The organism is Exiguobacterium sp. ZOR0005, from assembly GCF_000798975.1.
Taxonomy (GTDB): Bacteria; Bacillota; Bacilli; order Exiguobacteriales; family Exiguobacteriaceae; genus Exiguobacterium; species Exiguobacterium aurantiacum.
In genome coordinates this window covers 43,489-67,284 of sequence record NZ_JTLB01000025.1, presented here as the reverse complement: position 1 = coordinate 67,284, position 23,796 = coordinate 43,489, and the positions used below count along the sequence as shown (strand labels likewise).

The window sequence follows — 23,796 nt, the reverse complement described above, 5'->3', positions numbered from 1 at the left end:
AAAGACGCCATTCCTCCAACGTGAGGAGTGGCGTCTTTTTAGTGAATCCCGCGCATATAGCGTTTGATGACCGGTGCGAGGGCGAACAAAATCAGACTGAGGACGATGGCGGCGCCACCGATGACACCGAAGTAAATCATCTCATTCTCCGGCGAGTAAAAGCGGACGAGCTGGGCGTTGATTCCTTGTGCCGCCGCATTCGACAAGAACCAAAGCGACATCGTTTGGGCCGAGAAGGCCGCCGGTGCGAGTTTCGTCGTCGCCGACAGTCCGACCGGTGACAGGCTGAGCTCGCCGAGGACGACGATAAAGTAACTGAGGACGAGCCAGAGCGGGTTGACGAGCGTGTCCGGCCCTCCGAAGTAAGCCGGTAGCAAGATGACCAAGAAGCTGAGTCCGGCGAATAAGATGCCGAACGCGAACTTGACCGGGATGCTCGGCTCACGGTCACCGAGCCGGACCCATAACCAGGCGAACACCGGCGCGAGCATGATGATGAACAGCGGATTGAGTGATTGGAACCACGCCGCGCGCAGCTCGAGACCGAGGAAGTTCAAGTTTGTCCGTTGATCAGCGTAGTTGGCGAGAATCGTCGCCCCTTGCTCCTGGATTGCCCAGAACATGACCGAGGCGATGAAGAGCGGGATGTAGGCGATGATGCGCGACCGCTCGATTTCTGTCGTCTTCGGACTGCGATACATGACGATGAAGTAGATTGTCGGGATTGCGATCCCGAACACACCGACGAGTCCGATGAACGTGTTGATCGTGAATAGCCCGCGTGGAATCAAGACGGCGAGCAGTCCACCGATTACAAGGACGGCGATGGTCGAGTATTTGATCGCATTTTTCCGTTCTGACGGCGTCAACGGGTTCGGCACGTAAGACCCGGCTAACCCAAGATTGCCTTTCTTCGTGACGATGAAGACGACGAGCCCGATGAACATCCCGACGGCGGCGAGGGCGAAGCCCCAATGGAAGCCGTAATCGGCCTGCACTTGTCCGACGATGAGCGGGGAGATGAACGCCCCGAGGTTGATGCCCATATAGAAGATACTGAAACCGGCATCGCGACGACGGTCCGTCTCATGGTACAAGTCGCCGACGATGCTCGAGACGTTCGGTTTCAAGAGACCAGTGCCGATGACGATCAGCCCCATCGAGATGAACAAGAACGTCAGGCTGCCTGGTACCGACAAGACGATATGTCCAAGCATGATGAACACACCGCCGTAGAAGACGGCCCGTGACGTCCCGAACACGCGGTCCGCGAGCCAGCCGCCGATGACCCCAGACATATAGACGAGCGCCCCGTACACCGACATGATCGACAAGGCGACGTTTCGGTCAAGGCCGAGACCGCCCTCGGACACTTCGTAATACATGTAAAAGACAAGGATGGCCCGCATCCCGTAGTACGAGAAACGTTCCCAAAACTCTGTGAAGAACAACGTGAACAATCCTTTAGGTTGTCCGAAAAAACCTTTTTGTGGCACGCTGTCCACGATTTTCTGTTTATCGATTCTTTCCATGAAAGATCCCTCCCAACTTTCATATCATAAAAAGAACCGTTATGTTTGTAAAGTAAAAACGAATTTCCGCTTCAAAATTTAACTATAATGAAATGAAACTAAAAACCACACTAAACAGCGGGGTTTAGTGTGGTCTTAAGGTCAAGCCGTCTTCTGTTTGGCTTCTGTCGCGCGGACCCGGCGTCCGAGCTGCCAGTAGATGAGACCGGAGACGCAGCTGGCGAGGCCGACAAGGAGGAGGGCGACGTGGCCGGCACCGCGATTGAAGAACAAGCTCGCGAACAGCGGCGCCGTCACGCCCCCGATCAACCACTGGATGCTGGCGGCCCCATTGTAGGCCCCACGCATGTTCTCAGGCGCGATCATGGCGATGAACGTCTGTTGGACCGGTGACATGATCATCTCCCCGAGCGTATAGAACGCATAGACGGCGAGCAAGATCGAGACGAGCATGAGATATGGCGTGCCGACTGAATAAAGGAGACGCGGAACGACGGCGAGGAGCATCATGCCGACACCGAACACGGTCGCCCCGGCGAGCATGACGTTCCCGAACGGTTTTTGGCCGAGCTTCGAGGCGATCGGGAACTGGAACAAGACGACCATGATACCGTTCAAGGCGAGCAAGTATGCGAACGGGTTTTGCCGGTCCGTGAACGTCGGGAACGATTCTCGCAAGAATAGCGGCAACATGCTCTCGACGATGGCAAAGCCCATCGAGATGAAGACGCCGGCGAAAATGAAGACGAGGAAGACGCGGTCCTGGGCGAAGACGCGCAACACGTCTTGGTTCGACAACGTCTCGTGCTCGGTCGTCTCCGGCAACGTCTCACGAATCCATTTGGCCAGGACGAGCGCATAGATCCCGAACACGACTGCCGCCGCGAAAAAGATATATTGTCGGTCGAGGAAGAGGACGGCACTGCCAAGGAGCGGACCGAACGCGGCCCCGATGTTGTGCCCCATGCGGAGCAAGCCGAACGCTTCGTTCAACTGCTCCGGTTCGGTCACGTCGGCGACCATGGCGCTCGCAGCCGGGTGGAACAGTGAATTCGTCAAACCGAGCATCGCGTTTAGAAGCAACAACGGCCAGAACGAGTCGGCGAAGGCGAAGCCGACGAGTGCGAGCGCATCCCCGATGATGGCGATCATCATGACGGGCTTGCGGCCATAGATATCCGCGAAACGTCCGCCGATGACCGAGCCGATGAGCGCCATGATCGGTCCGGTCGCCAAAATGATCCCGACTTGGACGTAACTGTCGAGCTTGTCACTATAGTAGAGGACGAGGAACGGGGCGATCATGAACATCATGACGCCGGTGATCGTCTCCCCGAGAAAACGGATCCAAATGTTGCGGTCGAGCCGCTTGAGTGATTGATACATACGGGTTCACCTGTTTCTGAGAAAGTAAAAAGGGACGCAGCATGCACGGAAGCATACTCGTCCCTTTAAATTTGCGCATGCCACGGATGGGCAGGCAAAACCGATCTTTTTCAGAAAAGTCGAGGCGCCCGCCCGTCAATATGAAGTTTCGTTTGTGGTACGTTCATGACTGACATGGGGCAGCCTCCTTTCGTGAATGTCGTGTGTCTACGTTTCAAATGTATGACAGATAGTTTCAATATGTCAACACATTTCTCTAGCTACAGGAGCTCGTTCAAGTTCTTGCGGGTGAGCCGGTAATCGATGAGCCGCGACAAGATGACTTGAATCATCGCCGTCACCGGCACGCTGACGAACATCCCGACGAGGCCGAACAAACTGCCGCCGATGATGATCGAGGTGATGACCCAGAACGGGGTGATGCCGACGCTGTCGCCGAGTATCTTTGGTCCGAGCCACAATCCGTCGAACTGTTGTAGCAAGAAGATGAATACCAAGACGAGAACGGCCGTGAACGGGTCATAGAAGTATGTGATGATGAACGCCGGGATCATGCCGAGGAGCGGGCCGACGTACGGGATGAAGTTCAGGATCCCGATGATGACACCGAGTAAGAGCGCGTACGGTGCACCGATAACGAGGAGACCGACGACGGCCATCACACCGATGATGAGGCAGTCGAGTGACTTGCCGATGATATAGCGCTTGAAGATATAGTCCATCTCCTGGAAGATGTCGATCGTCGTCTTCGCCGTGGCGACCGGGAACATCGCATACAGCAGACGCTTGAACATGCGGGCGAACACTTCCTTGTCTTTCAACAAGTAGATCGAGATGACGATGCCGATCAAGAAGTTGATGAGCGTCATCGTGAAGCTCGAGACGTAGCTGACCGAGGACAATACGGCCGCCTCGACCCAACCGGAGTAACGTTCCTCGAATCGTTTGAAGTCGAGCGTCTGAGCGATCGTCTCGTTATAATCGTGTAAAAACGTGTTCAACTGCCCTAAGAACCCATCGATTTGGCGAATGTAAAACGGGAGCTCCTCGATGAGCGACGAGACACTCGAATATATCCGCGGGAACAGCGTCACGGCCGAGATGACGAGCAACCCGATGAACGTCACGTAGACGATCAACAGCCCTTGATATCGTTTCAGTGCGAACCGCTCTTCCATATAAGAAAGGACCGTGTTCAACAACAAGGCGATGGCGATTCCCATGATGACGGGCGTCAACAGTTGAAACGTGTATTGTAAGACGCGAGAGATCGTGTCCGGCTCACTGATGACTCGCCATAAGACGAGAAAGATTAGGCCGATCACAATTAATTTCCAAATCAACTGACGGTTTAGCTCCACTAGTCCATCCCCTCATCCTATATTTTTTTCAGAATAACGTTCTTCTTTTACTATGACCGTTTTTTTTCAGGGTTTCAAGAGGCCATAGCAATTTTCAAAATAAGGATTGACAGGATTGGTAACGTTTGGTTTACTAAAGGACATATTACACATAAATCGCATATAAACACTTTCTATCAAGAGAAGCGGAGGGACTGGCCCGATGAAGCTTCAGCAACAGATTGTATACCAATACTGTGCTAATTCCAGCAAGGTGACCTTGAGAGATGGGAAGGTGGTTGTTTGAATACGTCCGTATCTCGACACCCCTTTCCGTGGAAAGGGGTGTTTTTTGCATAGGAGGACCATCCATGGCAGACAGACGTTCAAACTTACTTAAAACTTTACCACCCCAACATTTCGTCGGGCTCGCGAAAGAAGTGGTCGCGCTCGAACAGGCCGGGGCCGACATCATCCGGCTCGGACAAGGGACGCCGGACTTGCCGACGCCAAAGCCGATCTGTGAGGCGCTCGAGACGGCGCTCGCGAATCCGGACACGCATCAGTACGGCCCATTCCGTGGGCAAAGCCGTTTGAAACAGGCGGTGGCGACGTTCTACTTGAACGAGTACGGGGTCGAGATCGATGCCGAGAGCGAGGTCGCAATTTTGATCGGGTCGAAATCGGGCCTGATCACGCTCCCACAATGCGTCCTTGAACCAGGGGAGGGCATCCTGCTCCCGAACCCGGGCTACCCGGACTATATCTCCGGGGCCCGGCTCGCCGGGGCGCGCGTCCACGACCTCGTCTTGACAGAAGACAACGATTTTCTTCCGGATTACGAGACGCTCGACACGCACGGGGCGCGGCTCATGTATTTGAACTACCCGAGCAATCCGACCGGCGCCGTCGCGACGCCACGCTTTTTCGAGGAGACGGTGCAATTCGCCAAGGAGCGGGAACTGATGGTCGTCCACGACTTCGCCTACGGCAGTATCGGCTTTGACGGCCATGTCCCGCCGAGCTTCCTTCAAGCCGACGGGGCGAAAGAGGTCGGCATCGAAGTGTACACGATGTCGAAGGCGTTCAACATGTCTGGCTGGCGCGTCGCCTTCGCCGTCGGCAACAAGGATATCATCGAGGCGATCAACACGTATCAAGACCACGTCCACGTCAGCGTCTTCTCGGCCATCCAAGAGGCGGCGGTCGCAGCGCTCGAGTCACCAAAATCCGTCCGCGATGACCTGGCCCGTCTATACGAGGCTCGGCGGGACCGATTGGTGGACGGGTTGCGTCGAGCCGGTTGGGACGTCCCGGCCCCGAAAGGTTCATTCTTCGTCTGGGCGAGAGTGCCGGAGGGAGATGCCAAGTCGTTTTCGCAGAAGTTGCTCCATGAGGCAGGCGTCGCGGTGACGCCAGGATATTTCTTCGGCGCGGAAGGTGAACAGTACGTCCGGTTCGGCCTCGTCTCGCCGGAACCGAAGATTGACGAGGCCGTCGCGCGCATCGAGCAGCTGTTCGCCGCTTATGAGGAGGTGCGGGCATGATTCGTCAAGCCGTCCTCGAGTATGACCACGACGACGATGCCCTCGATCGGCTCGGCGAACTGATCGGAGGCCGCCGGGTGCATGTGTTGCGCGGGCGACACGGCTACCCCGTCGTCGAACGGCTGCTTCCTTCTTTGAAGGCGTATCCGGCAACATCGTTCGCAGGCGAGTGCACGGATCGCGAGGCGGACCGAGTCGACCTTGACGGAGCGGACGTCTTAGTCGCCATCGGTGGCGGCAAGCTCGTCGACACGGCCAAGCTCGTCGCCGTGCGCAACGGCGTCCCGCTCATCGTCATCCCGACGCTCGCTTCTAACTGTGCGGCGTTCACCCCGCTCAGCGTCGTGTACCGGGAAGACGGGAGCTACGACCGGTACGACGTATTCCGTGTCATCATCGAACGCGTCATCGTCGACGCCCGGGTCATCGCGTCTTCACCGTTCGATTATTACCGAGCCGGGGTCATCGACACGGTCGCGAAGTTCTATGAGGCCCGCTATTTGAGCGGTGATACCTCGACCGTTGCGGGTGTCGATGCCGGAATCGCGCTCTCCAAGCAATGTCATCGTCTGCTCGAAATCGAGCTAACCGAGACCGCCTTCCGCTCATACAGCGAAGGGACGCGCTACGCGGTCGACCACGTGCTCGCCATCGGCGGAGCTGTCGGTGGCTTCGGGGATGCTGGGACACGGGTCGCCGTCGCGCACGCTGTCCATAACGCACTCAGCGAGTTCGAGGCGACCCATGCGTTCCTGCACGGGGACAAGGTCGGTTTCGGATTGCTCGTTCAGGAGTCCTTGCGCCGCTCGCCCGACGTGGCTGTGCTTCGTTCGTGGCTCGAGCAAGTGGAGGCCCCGCCGACGCTCGACGCGCTCGGTCTTTCCGCGGACGATATCCCACGTCTCGTGGTCTCGGTTATGAGGGAGACGACGTTGCAACAGTTGCCCGAACCGCTTGATAGTGACTATTTGAAAATAATTTTTGAAACTTTACAGAAAACTATTTACAGATAAAAGAAAAACGAGTAAGATTAAGACAATTAAATAAGACCGATTGCTTATCAAGAGTGGTGGAGGGACTGGCCCTGTGAAACCCGGCAACCAGATCGTTATGATCATGGTGCTAATTCCAACAGACGAAACGTCTGGGAGATGAGCGTGTCCGACTTCGATTTGTCGTGCCCGCCGCTCTTTGTGAGTAGCGGGCTTTTATTTTGGAGGAGGAATCATTCATGAACATTAAACAGAAAACAGTATTCGCCGGAACATCATTACTCGCTGCCATCGCGCTCTCAGCGTGTGGGCAATCTGACGCGAGCGAGGCGCTCAGCAACGAGTCGCTCACGATCGGTGTGACCGGGGGGCCGCACCAGCAAATTGCCGAGGAAGTGAAGAAGCTCGCGGCTGAGGACGGACTCGAGCTCGACATCAAAGTGTTCAACGATTACAACACCCCGAACGCCGCGCTCGCCGAGGGTAGCCTCGACGTGAACAGCTATCAGACGCTGTCGTTCCTTGAACTGCAAAAGTCTGATAAAGGCTATAAGATCGACGACGTGTTCAAGACGGTCGCCTTCCCGATGGGGCTCTATTCGGACAAGTTGACAGACATCGACGAATTGAAAGAAGGCGACAAGGTCGCCGTGCCGAACGACCCGGCGAACGAACTTCGTGCCCTTCGCCTCTATGAGACGGCCGGCCTCATCACACTCAAGGAAGGATTGACGGACAAGGCGACGAAACGAGACATCGCCGAGAACCCGCTCAACCTCGAGTTCATCGAGCTCGAAGCGTCCCAGCTCCCGACGCAACTCCCTGAGGTCGCCCTCGCGGCGATCAACACGAACTTCGCGATGGGGGCGGGGCTCTCGATCAACGAGGACGCCCTCTTCCATGAAGACACGGTCGACAACCCGTATCCGAACTACGTCGTCGTCCGGACCGACAACAAAGAAGACGAGGTCGTCGAGACGCTCAAGTCGTACTACCACTCTGACGAGATTCGGACGTTCATCGAAGAGACGTTCAACGGCTCGATCGTCCCGGCGTTTTAAGGAGGTCCTATGATCGCACTCAAACATATCAAAAAGACGTTCACCGTCAACAAAGGAACGGTCACGGCGCTCGATGACGTGTCGCTCACGATCGAAAAAGGCGAGATCTTCGGCATCATCGGGCGCAGCGGGGCCGGCAAGAGCACGCTCATCCGGATGATCAACCTGCTCGAACGCCCGACTTCGGGCCAAGTCGAGATCGAAGGACAAGACATCACGAAACTAGGGAAGAAGGAGCTCTCGAAGCTCCGGCACCGCATCGGGATGATCTTCCAGCATTACAACTTGCTGAAGACGGCCACGGTCGAAGAGAACGTCGCCATCCCGCTCCGTCTCGAAGGTCTCGATAAACAGACGATCCGACAGCGCGTCGACAAATACCTCGACATCGTCGGACTGACCGACCATCGTAAGCATTACCCGGAGCAGCTGTCAGGTGGCCAGAAACAACGCGTCGCCATCGCCCGTGCCCTCGCGCATGAGCCGGACATTCTTCTTAGCGACGAGGCGACGAGCGCGCTCGATCCGGAGACGACCGAATCGATCCTCGACTTGTTGCTCGAGATCAACCGCGAGCTCGGGTTGACGATTTTCCTGATCACCCACGAGATGGAAGTCATCGAACGGATCTGCGACCGTGTCGCCGTCATCGACGGCGGCAAGATCGTCGAGGAAGGCGACGTGCTCGACGTGTTCGCCGACCCGGTCCACGCGACGACGCAAAAGTTCTTGAAGACGAACCTCGACGTGCCGGAAGAAGTCGTCAAAGAACTGAGCACGCACGGTACGCTCGTCCACTTGTCGTTCATCGGCAGCCAGACCGAACAGGCCGTCCTCGCCCAGCTGACGAAACGGTTCGGCCTCCTCCCGAACATCATTGGGGGCGGCATCAAGAAATTGAAGCGTGGTCTCGTCGGCAACCTGCTCATCCATCTCGACGGGGATGCCGACCAGACCGACCAAGCCGTCCGCTATCTCGAAGCGAGCGGCGTGAAAGTGAAGGAGGTGACGAACCATGCTACAGTTTTGGGCCGACTGGGGTGACTTGATTTGGAGCGGTACGCTCCAGACGCTGACGATGACGGGCATCGCCCTCGTCATCTCGACGTTCATCGGACTGCCGCTCGGCACGTTGCTCGTGTTGACGCGTCCGAGCGGGCGTTTGGCGAACCGCTACGTCTACGGCGCGCTCTCGAGCGTCATCAACGTCGTTCGTTCCATCCCGTTCATCATCTTGTTGTTCTTCATCTTGCCATTCACACGGTTCATCATGGGAACGACGATCGGGGTTCAAGGCGTGCTGCTCCCACTCATCGTCTTCACGGCACCGTATATCGCCCGACTGATGGAGTCGGCGCTCCTCGAAGTCGACCGCGGCGTCGTCGAGGCGTATGAGGCGATGGGCATCTCGACGCGGAAGATCATCTGGTACGTCCTCATCCGCGAGGCCCGCTCGTCGATCGTCCTCGGTTTGACGATTGCGACGATCGGGTTGATCGGGGCGACTGCGATGGCCGGACTCGTCGGGGCGGGGGGTCTCGGTGACATCGCTTATCAATATGGCCACCTCCGTTTCGAACCGGAAGTCATGTACGTGACGATCTTCGTCTTGATTTTGCTCGTCCAATCGATTCAATCGTTCGGCAACCGTTTGGCAGCCCGTTTAAAGAAGGCATAAGAAAAAGAGCTCTGCTTCTGATATGCTCCCCAATAGGTAGACAGATGAAATAACAAATCTGTTTTATCTGATTGGGGAGCATATCATTCGGCAGGGCTCTTACTTATTGTCGAGCAAGCGTTTCAGCTCGGCGATTCGGTCATGTCGCGGGATGAACGTACGGATCTCTTTCTCGCTGAACCCGATTTGAATCCGGTTGTCGTCGACGACAATCGGGCTTTTCAAAATCTGGGGATGCGATGCGACGAAACTGTACAATTCACGGAGCGACATCTCATCGAGCTGGTCCGCCGCCTGTTTGTACACACTCTTTTGGACGGACAACAGGTCGGTCGTCCCGTTCTCGGTGAGCCGGAGCATATCTTTGAACTCGCTGAATGACATCCCTTGATCGGTCAATTTTTTCTCAACGAACGGGATGTTCTGTTCACGTAACCAATCGATCGTCTTGCGGGAAGAACTGCAACTAGTATGTGTGAATACGGTGACCGTCACCACAACCACTTCTCCTTTGCGTCAAGTTGGATAGTTTTATTTTCTCTCATCCATACGTGACGGACAGCGAATATGTTTCAAATCACATAGACTTTTTTATTCGGACAGCGTGATTCGTTTCGGACGAGTTCGGGTACATGACGAGGGACACTACAACTAAGGAGGGAAACACATGTTCGACTACACAGTGAAGACGGACCAATCGGTGGCGGATGTCGTCGAAAAATTAAAAGGGACGCTCAAAGAAGAAGAGTTTGGCGTGCTCTGGGACTTCAATTTGAGTGAGACGCTCGAGGAAAAAGGGCAGGCGATCGATGGGGACTATCGCATCCTCGAAGTGTGCAATCCGAAGGAAGCGAAGAAAGTGTTGACGGCGCACCGGGAAGGCGGTTACTTCCTACCTTGCAAACTCGCCGTGTTCACGAAAGACGGGGCGACGCATGTCGGCATGCCGAAGCCGACGAAACTGATTCAATTGATCGAGGACGAGTCGCTCCAGTCGATCGCCCAAGACGTCGAGACGAGACTGACACGTGCGATCGATAACAGCATCTGAACGGGACACCCGCTGACATGGCGGGTTTTTTTATGTCATCGTTAGTAAGAAAATGGTAAAATTGGATTATCAAATAAAAAGGGGCGGGACGATTGAAGCCGAAGATGATTGCGATCGCGACGAGTCTGCTCATCCTCTCAGGGTGTGGGAGCGAGCGGGACAGCGCACTGAAATTAGATTACATCGATGAACATTGGATTGTCGGCCATTATACGACAGATAAGAAGTCGATGACTGACGTCGGAACGGTGCTCGAGGCGTGTACGGGGGAATTGACGACGGAACTCGAGGGCGAACTGACTGTACACGACACGATTGTCGTGAGCCGTCCCCCGTTCACGAACGCGGGTGATGACTTCATGTACAAGGCGGTCACGTATGTGGAAGGGGATCAACTGTACGCGGTCTGCCGGGACATGGTCTCGCCGTATCTTCAGGCGGAAGTCGTTCCATCGTTCCCTGAACAAGTCGTCACTGCTCAACCGGTCGACCGGGCGCCAGTCGTGTTACCGGTCTCAGCATCGGACAAGGAAACGTTCCTCGAAGCGGATCTGTTGCAGGACCATCCGTTCAAGCTCGAACCGTTCCGTGATGCCGTATTCTCTTACTCACAGCCGTTTTACGGTGAAATCGAGATTGCGATCGACGGATGGCCGCCGTTGTTCCCGCTTCATATGTTTGAACCGGCGTCCGCAGGGGTCGGTAATTTCCAGATGATGTTCGCGTCGAGCGAGAGCGAGTCGTTGCCTTACATCTTGATGCGGTACGGGGACGTACACATCTCTTCCCAACCCCTCGAGGTGACGTTCGATGCGACGGAGGCGGCCCCTCGCTTCGAGTCACTCGAGGTCGAACGGTTGCCGATCGATACGGACGTCCTCATCCCGGACGTTTCGTACCCGATCTTTGCATTTCATTATAAAAAGGACGGGAAGCGTGAGACGTCTGAATTGACGTTGACGTATCGGGAAGGGACGTTCAGCACAGAAGAAGACCGGGACTTGAGGCAGCAATTCGCAGACGAGCAGTTGGCGAATCGGAGGTCGGAGCCGTATGTATACGTCCATAAGAAACCGTTCAATTTTGATGAGACACTCGCCTATCCGGACGTTCTCAAGGCGGCAGGCACCGATATGGACGAGCTGATCGAGGCGATCGAGCTAGCCGAGCCCGTCAAACGGGGCGGCGATACGGGTGAGTACCCACTGTTGACGATCGTGGACGGATTGAAAGGACAGCAGTTCGCCATTTCGTTCAAACAACGGTCGAAGAAGCGTGACGTGTACGTGACGGACCAGTTGACGGACCGGACGTATAAATTGACGAGCGCAGGGGCCGAGACGTTCTTCTCGTACTTCCCGGATCTGAAAAAGAAATGAGTGGGGGGAACATGAAGAAGCGGACGTTAGCGACACTCTCGCTATTGTTGGTCACTGCGGGTTGTTCGGAAGATGTGGACGTCGTCCGCTATGGCCATATCGAGGAGCACTGGCAAGCCGAACAGTTTAAACTAAACGCACGAGATCAACATGTCGATGCGGAAGCGTTATTACACCTATGTGAAGACGATGAACGCTTGTCGGAACTAGACGGTCAGACGTTTTCAGTGCTCGGGATGGCGTATGCGACGCGTGCCCCGTTTGTAACCGACGACTATGATGGATACGCCTTTACCGAAGTGACGTACGTCGAAGGAGACGCGGTCTATGCGCTCTGTCGGTCGAATGAAATGGAAGGATACCGCGCCGCCAAGCTCGAGGACCGGCCTCCTTATTTTAAAGACGAAGTCGGAATGGAGATCTCACTTCTTCCGACCGTCCATCTCGCGACCGAGAGAGAGCGAGACGCGTTAGAGGAACCGGATGCCTTCTATCAGGAAGGACACGATATTCGCGTATATCCTGACACGCTCATGACCATCTCACCCGGATTGAGCGGCACAATCGAGTTTAAGATCGGGGACAAGATTGTCGACTTCCCATCCCTCGACTTCAATCCACAGTTCGGCGAGCAACGGAAGTTCGTGGCATTAGGCTACGATGCTTTGACGAATCTTCCTCATTTTTTGTTATCCCATGACGGTGTTCACTACAGTACGAGCGTCATGAAAGATAGCGACATCCTCCTCAACGGTGCAGACTATCTTTCTGTCCGTCCCCTATTCAAAGAAGGGGATATGGAATCAATGGCATTGATTCCGCTGTACGACCTTACGATCGACACGGGTAGACAGAAGAGCTCGAAGACCGTGTCGATACGTTATCGTCCGAGTCTGCCGGGTACCGGTGCGGACGATCCAAATGAGAGATCGGTCGCGTATTTTCACAAATATCCTTACCACTCGGATGTGCCGCTCCCGTTTCCGGACGCCGTCAGCGTGAGCGGAGAAGCGTATGAACGATTAGTCCGAGCGCTCGAGACCGCAACCCCTTCGACAAAAAGCGGTGAAACGAAAGACTATGAGCATTTGACGATGCTACATGGGAATCTCGGGCAACAGTTCGAGGTGAGTTACCAACAGCGGTCGAAAAAAGTCGACGTCTTTGTGAAAGACATGAAGACCGGTGCGGGGTTCAAACTGTCGAGCGTCGGGGCGGAGACGTTCAAGGAGTTGTTCCCGCAGGCGTTCGAATGACCGGGGAAAACAATCGGTACTCCAGATTTATGGATTGAATAGCATGCCTCAGGAACGCCTGAACTTCGGGCGTTCTTTTATTGTGATGAGCAGTAAACAACTGGTAAATACTTCAAACTCAAGATATTGACCATCTGTACAAATCCTCACTAGGCGGGACTTTTCTCACACGGTAAACTGAAATTCCAACACATTAAAGGGATAAAGTCCTAATACAATTCATGTAACTAAGGTGGGATTAATCGGAATGACACAACTTAGCAATCGTACGCTCGCAGCACCGGACGTCTTGACTACAATCGCCGCCAATATGGCGATGATCCGTTTCGACCGTCAGCGCCGCGTCGTCGACGTGAACGACTTGTTCGCCAAGACGATGAAATATCGCCGTGATGAGATGATCGGCATGCAACACCATTTGTTCTGCACGCCGCAATTCGTCGGCAGTTCCGATTATCAGGCGTTTTGGAACAAACTGTTCAGCGGCTTCAGTGCATCCGACAAGATCGAGCGCATCGACGCCCGCGGCGAATCGATCTGGCTCGAGGCGACGTATATGCCAATCTTCGAAGGGGACGAGGTCGTTGGTGTCGTGAAAATCGCTTCGGACATTACCGAACGTCAGTTGACGATCGAACGTTATGCGCGCTCATTCCGGGACTTGGCAGAAGACTTGGACGCGCGGGCTCAGAGCGGTATGGAAGAGAGCCATCATTTGAAGAAGACGATCGAGCGCCTTGAGCGGGACGCCCACGTCAACTTGTCGACGCTCGGGAAGCTGCAAGAGCAAGCCAGTGAGATTACGAAAATCGCGAGCACGATTAAAGAAATCGCCGCGCAGACAAATTTATTGTCGCTCAATGCGGCGATCGAAGCGGCCCGGGCCGGGGAGCACGGGAACGGGTTTAACGTCGTCGCGACAGAAGTACGCAACCTATCCCGTCTCGTCGAACGTGCCGTCATCGAAGTGCGCGCCAATACGGACGGGATGAACAAAGAGCTCGCCTCGATCGTCGACGGGGTATCACGATCGAACGAGGACATCCACGCCAGCGTGACCATCATGGAAGAGACATTGCGTCGGTTCGAGAGCATCGAACAATCGGCCGAATCGTTGAACGGCGCGACCGAGCAGTTCACCACGGTCATCTGAAGAATTAAAACCAATCGTCCGGGGCAGGAAACGCCCTCGTTCAATTGGTTTTTTTGATGCGAAGCGTATGTCCATTTTGTCGGAGCCAATCCTTCGCCCATGCCACGTTCGGATAGACCGATTCGACGGTCGACCAAAAAGATTTTGAATGATCGAAATGGACGAGATGCGCCCACTCGTGCGCAATCACATAATCGAGCACTTCAGGTGGGGCGAGCATGAGGCGGACGTTGATCGAGATGGTGCCTGTTGAGCTGCAGGAGCCCCAACGCGTCTTTTGGTGGCCGATCCGAATGTTTGTCGCACGCACCCCGAGCAACCGCTCGTAACGCGCCGCGCGTTCCGTGACATGCCGCAGCGCCTCCTCGCGGAGCCAGCGCTCGTACGCGTCTCGTAACGTCGGCTCGTCCCAGTGGCCTGGGCAGAGGAACTTCTCCCCGTCATATGTAAACGAACGGGTGGAGCTTGAACGGATGAGAGGTAACATGTCGCCCCGGTAGAAGAGACGATTTTCCGGCAACGGGCTCACTTGCGGTATGGCAGCAAGCCGCGTCTCGATCCAGTCCGCGTGGTCGCGCAAGATGGCATCGACTACCCGTTGCGGGAGCCGGGCCGGGATACGGAGCTCGACGCCTTCTGTCGTCACATAAAATGCGGCCCGTTTTCGCCGCTTATGGCGGATGACGGTCACGGTCATCGTTCTCACCTCCATGTCTTTGTCTTGCTCGATTATAGACCACGTCTCGAAAATCTGCCACGCTTTTGCCGACAAGGACCTCTTCATTTTTGTTACAGTAAGAAGAGGAGGGATGAACATGAAATCAATCTTACATCAAACGCTCGACCGGACCGGCACCGACTCGGTGAAATGGGATGGACTTGAGCGCTGGTTCCATTTGAAATCGGATGTGCTCCCTTTATGGGTGGCGGATATCGATGTCCGCACCGCACCCGCCATCAGCGAGGCACTCACGGCACGGGCAGCGACGGGGGAGTTTGGGTATACACTCTTCTCCCGTGATGCACAACGAGCGGTCAGTGACTGGTACAGTCGTCGTCATGACGTCAAGTTCGACCCGAACCATGTCTTGTTCTCAAGCGGTGTCGTCCCCGGGCTGACCCATATCGTCGAGGCGTTGACCGAAGAAGGGGACGGGGTCGTCATCCAGTCACCCGTCTATCCTCCGTTCCATGAACTCGTGACAGGATTGAAGCGTGAACTGCTCGACGCCCCGCTCATCCAAGTCAATGGTCGTTACGAAATGGACTTTGACGCCCTTGAGGCGGCGATGCGCCAAGCGAAACTGTTCTTACTCTGCTCGCCGCACAATCCGGTCGGACGCGTGTGGACGGAGTCCGAGCTCGCTCGTGTCATCGAGTTGGCGCGACGTCATGACGTCATCATCGTCGCCGATGAGATTCACGCCGACTTGACCTATCCGTCCCAACAGCACGTTGCGATCGGAAAGCTCGATGAACAAGTCATCACGGTGAGTGCGCCCTCAAAAGCGTTCAACATCGCAGGATTGTTCGCCTCGTACATCATCTGTCCGGATGACGCCTGGCGCAAGCGCATCATCCAAGTCCAGAACAAACATCACGTCCTGCCGACGCCGTTCGCCAATACGGCCATCATCGCTGCGTACACGGATCCTCGAGCCGAGCGGTGGCTCGATCAGTTGACGGCCGAGCTCGAGGAGCAGGCGCAATATGTCGTCGGTCGCTTCCGCGAGTCGATGCCGTATCTGACTTGTTTCATGCCGGAGGCGAGCTATCTGCTTTGGATCGACTTTGAAGCGCTCGGTCTCGAACCGGACGCCCGGAAGAAGTGGTTACAGGACGACGTACGCATCTTCCTCTCGCCAGGGACGCCGTTCGGTGAATCCGGGCGCACGTTCGAACGCTTGAACTTCGGGACGCGTCGCGCCCTCGTCGACGAGGCGCTCGAGCGGTTGATCCGTCAAGGTGACGGGAACGAACAACGCGCAGGAAACGCGTTTGTATGAAACGAGAAACGGGAAAAATTTCACAACGAGCCAATGAACATGGCGTTAGAAAGCAGGTGAGACGATGGAGACGATCAATTGGAAGAAAAAGATGGAGGAGCAGCTGAGACGGAGCGGCTTCACGCTCCAGGTCGAAAACATGGCCAATCTCGGGCTGACCGAGATCCACGCGTCCTCGTCTCCGCTCATCTTCTATCCGCTCCGGGTCCGGCTTTATGAACGGATGGGCTGGCTTATGTGCACCGTCGACGCGACGACCGTCGACCGGAGCGAAGAGCATCCGTTGTTCGAACGCATGGTCGCCGCCGTGTTCGAACGAATCGTCCGGCACTTGTACCATGCCTACGGCTTCCACTTGTTGACTTATATCGGCAACACCGGCAACTATATCGCCCCGCAAGACTCGGAGACAGGAGAAATCGTCCGTCTGCTCGCCCAAGTATGGAACGACCGCTCCTATTTGCATCTCGAGACGTACGAGGAGTATCCGGCCTTGTACGTGACGCCGCCATGGGCCCACCAGGCGTACGCGTTCGAGAGCACGGATGATGAGTGGATCGTCTACGCCGGGCGGAGCGGGCGACCGGCGACGGACTACCGGGCTGATGGGACCGAGCTTCGGCCCCACCGGCTTAGTGAAGGGGATTTATTCTTCCCGGTCGATCGCATCTCAAAAGAACGAGGGCCGCTCGCACTCGCGGAATGGCTCCGGCTCGAGCGGCGGGAAGTCGAGGACTTCATGCTCGCCTTCATGCGGACGATCCGGAAATTCGATCCTTCGTTCGGTTTTGCCTGGGGCGGGACGGAGACGTTCTTCCACGGCGTGCCGGTCGAGCCATATGCCCAAGTGCTTCGGCTCGAGAGTGGCAAGCGCCGCTATCGCGTCATGAACAACTCTGCCAAGCGCTTGTTCGCCGTCGCCGATGAACCGAATGCTTGCTTGAACGAGGTCGAACAGACGTTACGGACGGTACGACTACCGGACGATCGTGTCTCAGCGCTCGGCCAACTCGTGATGGGGATTTGGCAACAGTTCGAGTCGGACGAGGCCACGTATATACAGGAAGTGGCGTACCGCGGTATTTCCAAATTTCAAATCGAAGAGAAAATCGGACATGCGCTCGCCAACCAAAAACGTGTCCGGTGGATCGAGAAGACCGACCCCCATCAGTCGGTCATCGAATACGCGCATTTACGCGTCTCGTTCCCGAAACGGCCGCCTGGCCTTGTCACCGTCGAGCCAATCGAGTCTCCCTATGAAAGAGGTGCCTTATGAGAATTGTCGATGCTAGAGCGATGCCGATCAGCCATGAGGATCTGATCGCCGTCACTGATTCGTCCGTCTACTATCGAGAGAAGACGGGGGAGACGAGTTTCTCCATCTATCGTTTTGATGAGGTTGATGGGGCCGTCACCAAGATCAACCGACGCCCTTATGAGGACTACGGGATTTCGAAGCTGTTCATCAGCAACGGCCGTGTCTATTTCTTGAACGAGACGCCAGACCGGTCAGGCGTCGTCCGGACAGAACTCGTCGCCCTCGACTATCGCTCCGGGCGTGAAGAAGTCCTCGCTACGTTCGAGAAACGGGGAAACAGCACACTCTATTGGGTGCTCGGGGATCGTTACTTCCTTTTTCTGACGAACTATGAGTCGACAGACGAGGCGTGGCTCTTCGATGCCGAGACGGCCCGCCAAGAACGGATTCGCGATGAGCGTCTCATCGGGCAGGCCGGACGCTTCCGGGAGCTATATTTGTTCGCGACCGAGTTCGAAGGGGTCCCGCATGTCGTCTGTAACGCCCGTCTCGACGAGTTCGATTATTATGATGCACTTGAATCGGGCTGGGTCTCCCCGGACGACCCAGTCGACCATTCCGAGGCGATCCTCGTCTGTTCCCTTGACGAGGCCGTCGAATCGATTTGGGCCAAAGCGGAGGAAGTACCGTTCGAGGACTTGCTTCGGCTACACGGGGAAGGGGACACCGTGCAGTACCTTGGGGAGAAAGACGGGCATGTCCGGTTCGCGGCGTTCATCGATGAGGCGAACGAGGAGACGATCTATGAGCTGACCGCACCCGACGTGTTACGTGAAGTCGGGGTCGTCGACTGGGGAGCGTACGAACCGATCGACTTCACATACGACGATGTCGGTTCGACCATCTTCATCAAAGTCGAAGAGTCGGCAGATCATACGGAGCTCATCGATGCGACGACCGGCGCACGCTTTTTGGACACGGCACCGTTCGAACGGGTGCTCGACGAGACATATTTCATTCACGAGTCGGCAGACGGTGAACGCGGGGGTGTCAGCATCTTCCATCTCGAGACGAACGAACGGCAAACGTTCGAAGACGCATATTATACGGTGCTCGATGACACAATCGTCATCTTGTCGACGCGACAATTGTAAAAAGACACGGTTCCTTGAAACATAGGAATCGTGTCTTTTGAATGTGGTTTACATAATAAGTTATCGTAAACCTGTTATCGCTTGTTTTTTCTTCTCATCCCCGATATGGGCATACACTTGTGTCGTCGCGACCGATTCGTGGCCGAGCAGCTGTTGAATCGTCAAAACGTCGACACCGGCCATCGCCAAGCGCGAGGCGAACGTATGGCGAAGTTTGTGCGGGGTCACTTGTTTATGGACGAGGAAAGGCAAATACGATTTCAACCGATCGATATGGCCCTTCAACATATGCTGCACCGTCCGCACGGCGATCCGTTTCCCGGATTCCGACTGGAGTAACGGTCCGACGCGCGGGCCTGGCGACTGTTCAAGCAGAGCGATCAACGGGGCCGCGAGCGGAAGGAGTCGTTCCTTATCGCCTTTCCCGATGACACGGATCGTCCCGGTCGTCAGATCGATATCGCTCCAATCGAGACCGGTGAGCTCTGAGACGCGCATCCCGGTGAGTCCGAGCAGTTGGATGATGAGGAAATCCCGGTCCCGGTTCCGTTCGAACCAAGCCGCCTCGCGGTCGGACATGCCGACGTTGCTGCGGACGAGCGTCGAGAAGTCGAGCCATTCCTGCTCGGTCAAATAGACCGGGTTGCGCTTGGCGCGTTTCGGCCGCTCCACGGCTTGGAACGGGTTCGTCGTCGTGACGCCGCTCTCGATCAAAAAGTTGAAGAGCGACTGCATCGAGGACAACTTCCGGTTGATCACGCTCGGTGCGTTGTCGAGTTCGAGGGCGAGGTAAGTCGCGTACGCGTCGGCACCGGCGTGGTCGAACTCGATGAACGACTCGGCCTCGACGGTGGAAGGGTCGACTTCTGCCGCGCTCGCCATCTCGACCCATCGGAAGAAGTCCAAAAAGTCGTATAAATAGCGTTGGGCGGTCTGTTGCGAATAGTGCTTGGCCGCCATATGGTTCAAAAATCGTTGGATGAAACCGGGCATCCGCTCGTATCCGTTCAAGTCAAAACGGCGTGAAGCGGCTTGTGCCGGCGCTTGGCCGAGTTGACGAAACAAACTCAATAGAAATCACTCCTTCATGAACTAATCGACGTGATGACCCGGTCTTTTCCGGCCTGTTTCCCAGCCCGGAGCCGGTCATCGGCCTCTTTGACGAGCGTCTCGACGTACTCTTCCGTGGTGCCGTCGCGATAAGAGACGCCGAACGTCATCGTCACGTGTAACCGCGACCCTTCATAGATTGTCTCGTTGGATTTGATACGGGTGCGCAGCTCGTCGAGGGTCTTCGTGACTTCCTCTTCCGATTGGCCGGCGATGAACAAGAGGAACTCCTCACCGCCCCAACGGACGCAGATGGCATCAGTCCACGTCAAGGTGGCGGCGACGCGCTTCAAGACGAGGTCGCCGCAGTCGTGCCCGTACCGTTCATTGAACGCTTTGAAGTGGTCGATGTCAGCGAGGGCGACGGCGTACGGCCGACCCGCCGCGACGGACCGCTCGATCGCCGTCGCGATATGGGCCGATCCGGTCATGCGATTGTATAGACCGGTGAGACCGTCGCGCGAAGCGAGCGTATGCAGGCGGTCGTTCGTCCGTTCGAGCTCGGACGTCACCTCGACGACAGACCCTTCGAAGATGAACGAGAGCCCCGCGATGAGGCCGATCGTCGACAAGAGGCAAAAGAGGCCGAGTGTTTGCTCGAGCGACGGCGCGAGCGGTTCGGTCCCGGTCGTCGCATTCACGTACAGGAAACCGTAGATGGCCATGGCGACGCCCGTCGTCGCGATGCGGACGAGCCGACTGACGTTAGGCATGAAGAACACGCCGTAAGCGGCCATGATGATGAAATAATGCACGTTCGCGTCCCAGCCAAGGACGATCGTCGAGATGACCGCGTTATAGACGACCTCGACGAACAGGCCGGTGAAGAACATGCGATAGTAGCGCTTATGTACGAAGTAAAAAGAAATCGTGTAGTAGATGACACTCGCGACGTTCGACCAGGTGAGCAGGCCAACGTCTAGTCGCCAAAATGTGATCAAGAACACGACGTGAATCAACCAGGCGAGCGCGTTCCCGTACAAAGTGATGCGGTAGTTGTATAACGTCCCGCGACGTTCCTCATAGGCAGTTCCCACGTGAACACCTCCTTTTACCAGTATACCGAACTCTCCCTTGTTTGCCCATGCATGTTCATGAAATCACATCAATCTTGATAGCTAGAACCGCTTTGGAACAGTCTTATGATTGCGTGAAATAGATATTTCACGCAACGTTTTTCAAAAGCGTGATTGATCTCGTAACGACAGTAGTTATCTGGAAGTGAAATAATAAACCGCTTAACACGGTTTACATAATATTTTATAGTGAACCAATTGATTTGTTTTAAAAAAAGGAAAGAGTTACAGTTGTATGTAAATCGAAAATAAACCTTGAACCACGATTAGGGGAACGGTACACTGAGAACGTAAACAAAAGGGGGCTACTGGAATGGACGACAAGCATTTGAAACAATTGCTCGAGGAAGCGAAGACGATCGCCGTCGTCGGGATCTCCTCGAATCCGAACAAGACGGCCAACCAGATCGCGGACTATCTGCTGCTACAAGGCTACACGGTCATCCCGGTCAACCCGTCACTCGAGACGTGGAACGGCCGCAAGGTATATCCGACCGTCGAGAGCATCCCGGGCCATATCGATATCGTCGACGTGTTCCGTCGCAGCGAGTATTTGGCCGGGGTCGCAGAGGATGCCGTCCGGCACGGGGATGTCGGTCTCATCTTCAACCAGCTCGGCCTCTCGAGCGCTGACGCGGAACGGATCGCCCGCGAAGCCGGGATCGATTACGTCGAGAACCGATGCATCTATGTCGAGCACGCCCGCTTGATCGGTTAAGACCTGCCTCCTTGGCAGGTCTCCTTTTTTTCACGTGTCTCGCGCGTGGAGGTAGGCTTGCCAGAATCCGAAAACAGCTATACAATAGGGTAGAAAAACGAACGTGTGTTCGAAATTGAGGTGACGAAGATGTCAACAGACTTATTTAATTACAACGAAGACGCCATTCAGGTGCTCGAAGGATTGACCGCTGTCCGAAAACGTCCGGGGATGTATATCGGCTCGACCGACCATCGCGGTCTGCACCACCTCGTCTATGAGATCGTCGATAACGCGATCGATGAGGCGCTCGCCGGCTTCGGCGGCCAAATCGACGTGACGATCCATCAAGATGACGCCATCACGGTGCGCGACCACGGGCGCGGCATGCCGACGGGGATGCACGCCTCGGGTAAACCGACACCAGAGGTCATCTTCACCGTCCTCCACGCCGGCGGTAAGTTCGGTCAAGGCGGCTACAAGACGTCAGGTGGACTCCACGGTGTCGGCGCCTCGGTCGTGAACGCACTCTCGAGCAAGGTACTCGTCACGATCTATCGTGACGGCAAGGTGTTCGAGCAGACGTTTGCTGACGGTGGGATCCCGCAGACGACGCTCCTCGAGACCGGGAAGACACGCCAGACTGGGACGAGCGTCACTTTTAAACCGGATGCAAGCATCTTCTCGACGACGACGTACAATTACGACACGCTCGCCGAACGGTTGCGGGAATCGGCTTTCCTGTTGAAAGGATTGACGATCACGCTGACGGACGAGCGTTCTGGTAAAGAAGAGACGTTCCATTACGAGGAAGGGATCGCCGAATTCGTTCAGTATTTGAACGATGACAAGGCGACGCTCCACCCGATCGTCTACTTCGAAGGGACCGAGAACGACATCGAGCTCGAACTCGCCTTCCAGTTCACGGACGCCTACTCAGAAAACGTCCTCTCGTTCGTCAATAACGTCCGCACGCGCGATGGCGGTACGCACGAAGTCGGTGCCAAGACGGCGATGACCCGAATCGTGAACGAATACGCCCGCAAGAACGGTCTGTTGAAAGAGAAAGATAAGAACCTTGACGGCGGTGACGTCCGTGAAGGCTTGACGCTCATCGTCTCGGTGCGGATCCCGGAAGAGTTCCTCCAGTTCGAGGGGCAGACGAAGTCGAAACTCGGCTCGCCCGAGGCCCGTACGAGCGCCGATGGTGTCATGGCGAAGCAACTGACAATCTTCCTCGAGGAGAATCCGCAGATGGCGACGATGCTCATCAAGAAAGCGATCCGTGCCGCTCAGGCCCGCGAAGCCGCTCGCAAAGCGCGGGAAGAGGCGCGTAACGGCAAGAAGAAGAAACGTTCGAGCATCTTGAACGGGAAACTGACACCGGCGACGTCGAAGAACGCCGCCAAGAACGAACTGTTCCTCGTCGAGGGTGACTCGGCCGGCGGTTCGGCCAAACAGGGCCGTGACCGGACGTTCCAAGCGATCCTGCCGCTGCGCGGGAAAGTCATCAACTCGGAGAAGTCGAAACTCCAGGACATCATGAAGAACGAGGAGATCAACACGATCATCCACGCAATCGGTGCCGGGGTCGGCCACGACTTCGACCTCGAGGACTGCAACTTCGACAAAATCATCATCATGACCGACGCCGATACGGACGGGGCTCATATCCAAGTGCTCCTGTTGACGTTCTTCTTCCGTTATATGCGCCCGCTCGTCGAGGCCGGCAAAGTGTTCGTCGCCTTGCCGCCGCTCTATCGCATCTCGAAAGGGAAAGGCAAGTCGGAACAGTTCGAGTACGCCTGGGACGAAGAGGCGCTCGAGAAGCTCGTCAAAGTGTACAAGAAGGGCTATATCCTCCAGCGCTACAAAGGTCTCGGTGAGATGAACGCCGACCAGCTCTGGGAGACTACGATGAACCCGGACACACGGACGCTCATCCGTGTCACGGTCGACGACGCCGCCGTCGCCGACAAGCGCGTCTCGGTGCTCATGGGGGACAATGTCGCCCATCGCCGGGAGTGGATCGAGGAGAACGTCGCCTTCGGCCTCCAGGAAGATGATTCGATCATCGCCAATGAACACGTGACTAAAGCGATTGAGGAAGTGATGTAACG

Annotated in this window: 21 protein-coding genes and 2 riboswitches; of the genes, 14 read left to right on the top strand and 7 right to left on the bottom strand. The window is 55.9% G+C overall.

The features are described from left to right. Positions 1 to 38: 38 nt before the first annotated feature. From L971_RS11825 to L971_RS11815, 3 genes are all read right to left on the bottom strand, one after another. Entirely contained in the window at positions 39 to 1,532 is a 1,494-nt protein-coding gene (locus L971_RS11825; protein ID WP_047375999.1) for a peptide MFS transporter, read from the bottom strand. A gap of 141 nt (positions 1,533 to 1,673) precedes the next feature. Further along, a complete protein-coding gene (locus L971_RS11820; protein WP_024371925.1) occupies positions 1,674 to 2,918 on the bottom strand; it encodes an MFS transporter in 1,245 nt (414 codons plus the stop codon). A 260-nt stretch (positions 2,919 to 3,178) separates the two neighbouring features. Then, positions 3,179 to 4,279 carry an AI-2E family transporter gene (locus tag L971_RS11815; protein WP_047375998.1) on the bottom strand — a complete coding sequence of 367 codons (1,101 nt, stop codon included), beginning with the start codon at positions 4,277 to 4,279 and terminating at the stop codon, positions 3,179 to 3,181. Between the two features lie 170 nt (positions 4,280 to 4,449). Beyond that, a riboswitch (SAM riboswitch) is annotated at positions 4,450 to 4,552 on the top strand. A gap of 77 nt (positions 4,553 to 4,629) precedes the next feature. Here L971_RS11815 and L971_RS11810 point away from each other — a divergent pair. The 5 genes from L971_RS11810 (at position 4,630) to L971_RS11790 (ending at position 9,536) form a co-directional block, all read left to right on the top strand. Next, on the top strand, positions 4,630 to 5,805 hold the full coding sequence (locus L971_RS11810) for an aminotransferase class I/II-fold pyridoxal phosphate-dependent enzyme (RefSeq protein ID WP_047375996.1): 1,176 nt from the start codon (positions 4,630 to 4,632) through the stop codon (positions 5,803 to 5,805). After that, entirely contained in the window at positions 5,802 to 6,818 is a 1,017-nt protein-coding gene (locus L971_RS11805) for an iron-containing alcohol dehydrogenase (RefSeq protein WP_047375994.1), read from the top strand. Before L971_RS11810 ends, L971_RS11805 begins: the two co-directional genes overlap by 4 nt. A gap of 41 nt (positions 6,819 to 6,859) precedes the next feature. Further along, positions 6,860 to 6,963: riboswitch (SAM riboswitch) on the top strand. A gap of 73 nt (positions 6,964 to 7,036) precedes the next feature. Beyond that, positions 7,037 to 7,858, top strand: coding sequence for a MetQ/NlpA family ABC transporter substrate-binding protein (locus L971_RS11800; protein WP_024371921.1), 822 nt, complete (start codon positions 7,037 to 7,039; stop codon positions 7,856 to 7,858). Between the two features lie 9 nt (positions 7,859 to 7,867). Beyond that, positions 7,868 to 8,902 (top strand): methionine ABC transporter ATP-binding protein, encoded by a 1,035-nt coding sequence (locus L971_RS11795; RefSeq protein WP_047375991.1) that lies wholly within the window; start codon positions 7,868 to 7,870, stop codon positions 8,900 to 8,902. Further along, a complete protein-coding gene (locus tag L971_RS11790; protein WP_024371919.1) occupies positions 8,874 to 9,536 on the top strand; it encodes a methionine ABC transporter permease in 663 nt (220 codons plus the stop codon). The genes L971_RS11795 and L971_RS11790 overlap by 29 nt, the downstream gene beginning before the upstream one ends. Positions 9,537 to 9,635: 99 nt before the next feature. On the opposite strand, the gene L971_RS11785 is transcribed toward L971_RS11790, so the two are convergent. After that, positions 9,636 to 10,031, bottom strand: coding sequence for a Spx/MgsR family RNA polymerase-binding regulatory protein (locus L971_RS11785; RefSeq protein ID WP_024371918.1), 396 nt, complete (start codon positions 10,029 to 10,031; stop codon positions 9,636 to 9,638). A gap of 172 nt (positions 10,032 to 10,203) precedes the next feature. Between L971_RS11785 and L971_RS11780 the strand changes: the two genes are divergently transcribed. The 4 genes from L971_RS11780 to L971_RS11765 all read left to right on the top strand — a co-directional run bounded on the left by L971_RS11780 (position 10,204) and on the right by L971_RS11765 (position 14,375). Further along, positions 10,204 to 10,587, top strand: a complete 384-nt coding sequence (locus tag L971_RS11780) for a DUF302 domain-containing protein (RefSeq protein WP_047375989.1) — start codon at positions 10,204 to 10,206, stop codon at positions 10,585 to 10,587. 92 nt (positions 10,588 to 10,679) lie between these two features. Further along, the gene (locus L971_RS11775) at positions 10,680 to 11,966 is read left to right on the top strand and encodes a hypothetical protein (RefSeq protein ID WP_047375986.1); all 1,287 of its coding nucleotides are present in this window, start codon (positions 10,680 to 10,682) and stop codon (positions 11,964 to 11,966) included. A gap of 11 nt (positions 11,967 to 11,977) precedes the next feature. After that, a complete protein-coding gene (locus tag L971_RS11770) occupies positions 11,978 to 13,222 on the top strand; it encodes a hypothetical protein (protein ID WP_047375983.1) in 1,245 nt (414 codons plus the stop codon). 247 nt (positions 13,223 to 13,469) lie between these two features. Next, entirely contained in the window at positions 13,470 to 14,375 is a 906-nt protein-coding gene (locus L971_RS11765) for a methyl-accepting chemotaxis protein (RefSeq protein WP_047375981.1), read from the top strand. Positions 14,376 to 14,415: 40 nt separating this feature from the next. On the opposite strand, the gene L971_RS11760 is transcribed toward L971_RS11765, so the two are convergent. Then, on the bottom strand, positions 14,416 to 15,072 hold the full coding sequence (locus tag L971_RS11760; protein WP_047375979.1) for a M48 family metallopeptidase: 657 nt from the start codon (positions 15,070 to 15,072) through the stop codon (positions 14,416 to 14,418). A gap of 118 nt (positions 15,073 to 15,190) precedes the next feature. Here L971_RS11760 and L971_RS11755 point away from each other — a divergent pair, with 118 nt between their 5' ends. The 3 genes from L971_RS11755 (at position 15,191) to L971_RS11745 (ending at position 18,793) form a co-directional block, all read left to right on the top strand. Further along, entirely contained in the window at positions 15,191 to 16,381 is a 1,191-nt protein-coding gene (locus tag L971_RS11755) for a MalY/PatB family protein (protein ID WP_052200383.1), read from the top strand. A 64-nt stretch (positions 16,382 to 16,445) separates the two neighbouring features. Continuing rightward, entirely contained in the window at positions 16,446 to 17,657 is a 1,212-nt protein-coding gene (locus L971_RS11750; protein WP_047375978.1) for a hypothetical protein, read from the top strand. Next, positions 17,654 to 18,793 carry a hypothetical protein gene (locus tag L971_RS11745; protein ID WP_047375977.1) on the top strand — a complete coding sequence of 380 codons (1,140 nt, stop codon included), beginning with the start codon at positions 17,654 to 17,656 and terminating at the stop codon, positions 18,791 to 18,793. The genes L971_RS11750 and L971_RS11745 overlap by 4 nt, the downstream gene beginning before the upstream one ends. 60 nt (positions 18,794 to 18,853) lie before the next feature. On the opposite strand, the gene L971_RS11740 is transcribed toward L971_RS11745, so the two are convergent. After that, positions 18,854 to 19,864 (bottom strand): tyrosine-type recombinase/integrase, encoded by a 1,011-nt coding sequence (locus L971_RS11740; RefSeq protein ID WP_024371909.1) that lies wholly within the window; start codon positions 19,862 to 19,864, stop codon positions 18,854 to 18,856. Between the two features lie 14 nt (positions 19,865 to 19,878). Continuing rightward, positions 19,879 to 20,940, bottom strand: coding sequence for a GGDEF domain-containing protein (locus L971_RS11735; RefSeq protein WP_047375976.1), 1,062 nt, complete (start codon positions 20,938 to 20,940; stop codon positions 19,879 to 19,881). Between the two features lie 352 nt (positions 20,941 to 21,292). Between L971_RS11735 and L971_RS11730 the strand changes: the two genes are divergently transcribed. Further along, complete coding sequence (locus L971_RS11730; protein ID WP_047375974.1) at positions 21,293 to 21,697, top strand: CoA-binding protein; 405 nt, start codon at positions 21,293 to 21,295, stop codon at positions 21,695 to 21,697. 129 nt (positions 21,698 to 21,826) lie between these two features. Continuing rightward, positions 21,827 to 23,794: a DNA topoisomerase IV subunit B gene (parE, locus tag L971_RS11725; RefSeq protein ID WP_047376024.1), complete on the top strand. Its 1,968-nt coding sequence runs from the start codon at positions 21,827 to 21,829 to the stop codon at positions 23,792 to 23,794. Positions 23,795 to 23,796 lie beyond the last annotated feature (2 nt).

What these genes read in the sequence shown, in the direction of transcription:
- L971_RS11825 (WP_047375999.1), bottom strand. Translation starts at nt 1,532, where the DNA reads ATGGAAAGAATCGATAAACAGAAAATCGTGGACAGCGTGCCACAAAAA.
- L971_RS11820 (WP_024371925.1), bottom strand. Translation starts at nt 2,918, where the DNA reads ATGTATCAATCACTCAAGCGGCTCGACCGCAACATTTGGATCCGTTTT.
- L971_RS11810 (WP_047375996.1), top strand. Translation starts at nt 4,630, where the DNA reads ATGGCAGACAGACGTTCAAACTTACTTAAAACTTTACCACCCCAACAT.
- L971_RS11805 (WP_047375994.1), top strand. Translation starts at nt 5,802, where the DNA reads ATGATTCGTCAAGCCGTCCTCGAGTATGACCACGACGACGATGCCCTC.
- L971_RS11800 (WP_024371921.1), top strand. Translation starts at nt 7,037, where the DNA reads ATGAACATTAAACAGAAAACAGTATTCGCCGGAACATCATTACTCGCT.
- L971_RS11795 (WP_047375991.1), top strand. Translation starts at nt 7,868, where the DNA reads ATGATCGCACTCAAACATATCAAAAAGACGTTCACCGTCAACAAAGGA.
- L971_RS11790 (WP_024371919.1), top strand. Translation starts at nt 8,874, where the DNA reads ATGCTACAGTTTTGGGCCGACTGGGGTGACTTGATTTGGAGCGGTACG.
- L971_RS11780 (WP_047375989.1), top strand. Translation starts at nt 10,204, where the DNA reads ATGTTCGACTACACAGTGAAGACGGACCAATCGGTGGCGGATGTCGTC.
- L971_RS11770 (WP_047375983.1), top strand. Translation starts at nt 11,978, where the DNA reads ATGAAGAAGCGGACGTTAGCGACACTCTCGCTATTGTTGGTCACTGCG.
- L971_RS11765 (WP_047375981.1), top strand. Translation starts at nt 13,470, where the DNA reads ATGACACAACTTAGCAATCGTACGCTCGCAGCACCGGACGTCTTGACT.
- L971_RS11760 (WP_047375979.1), bottom strand. Translation starts at nt 15,072, where the DNA reads ATGACCGTGACCGTCATCCGCCATAAGCGGCGAAAACGGGCCGCATTT.
- L971_RS11755 (WP_052200383.1), top strand. Translation starts at nt 15,191, where the DNA reads ATGAAATCAATCTTACATCAAACGCTCGACCGGACCGGCACCGACTCG.
- L971_RS11750 (WP_047375978.1), top strand. Translation starts at nt 16,446, where the DNA reads ATGGAGACGATCAATTGGAAGAAAAAGATGGAGGAGCAGCTGAGACGG.
- L971_RS11745 (WP_047375977.1), top strand. Translation starts at nt 17,654, where the DNA reads ATGAGAATTGTCGATGCTAGAGCGATGCCGATCAGCCATGAGGATCTG.
- L971_RS11730 (WP_047375974.1), top strand. Translation starts at nt 21,293, where the DNA reads ATGGACGACAAGCATTTGAAACAATTGCTCGAGGAAGCGAAGACGATC.
- parE (WP_047376024.1), top strand. Translation starts at nt 21,827, where the DNA reads ATGTCAACAGACTTATTTAATTACAACGAAGACGCCATTCAGGTGCTC.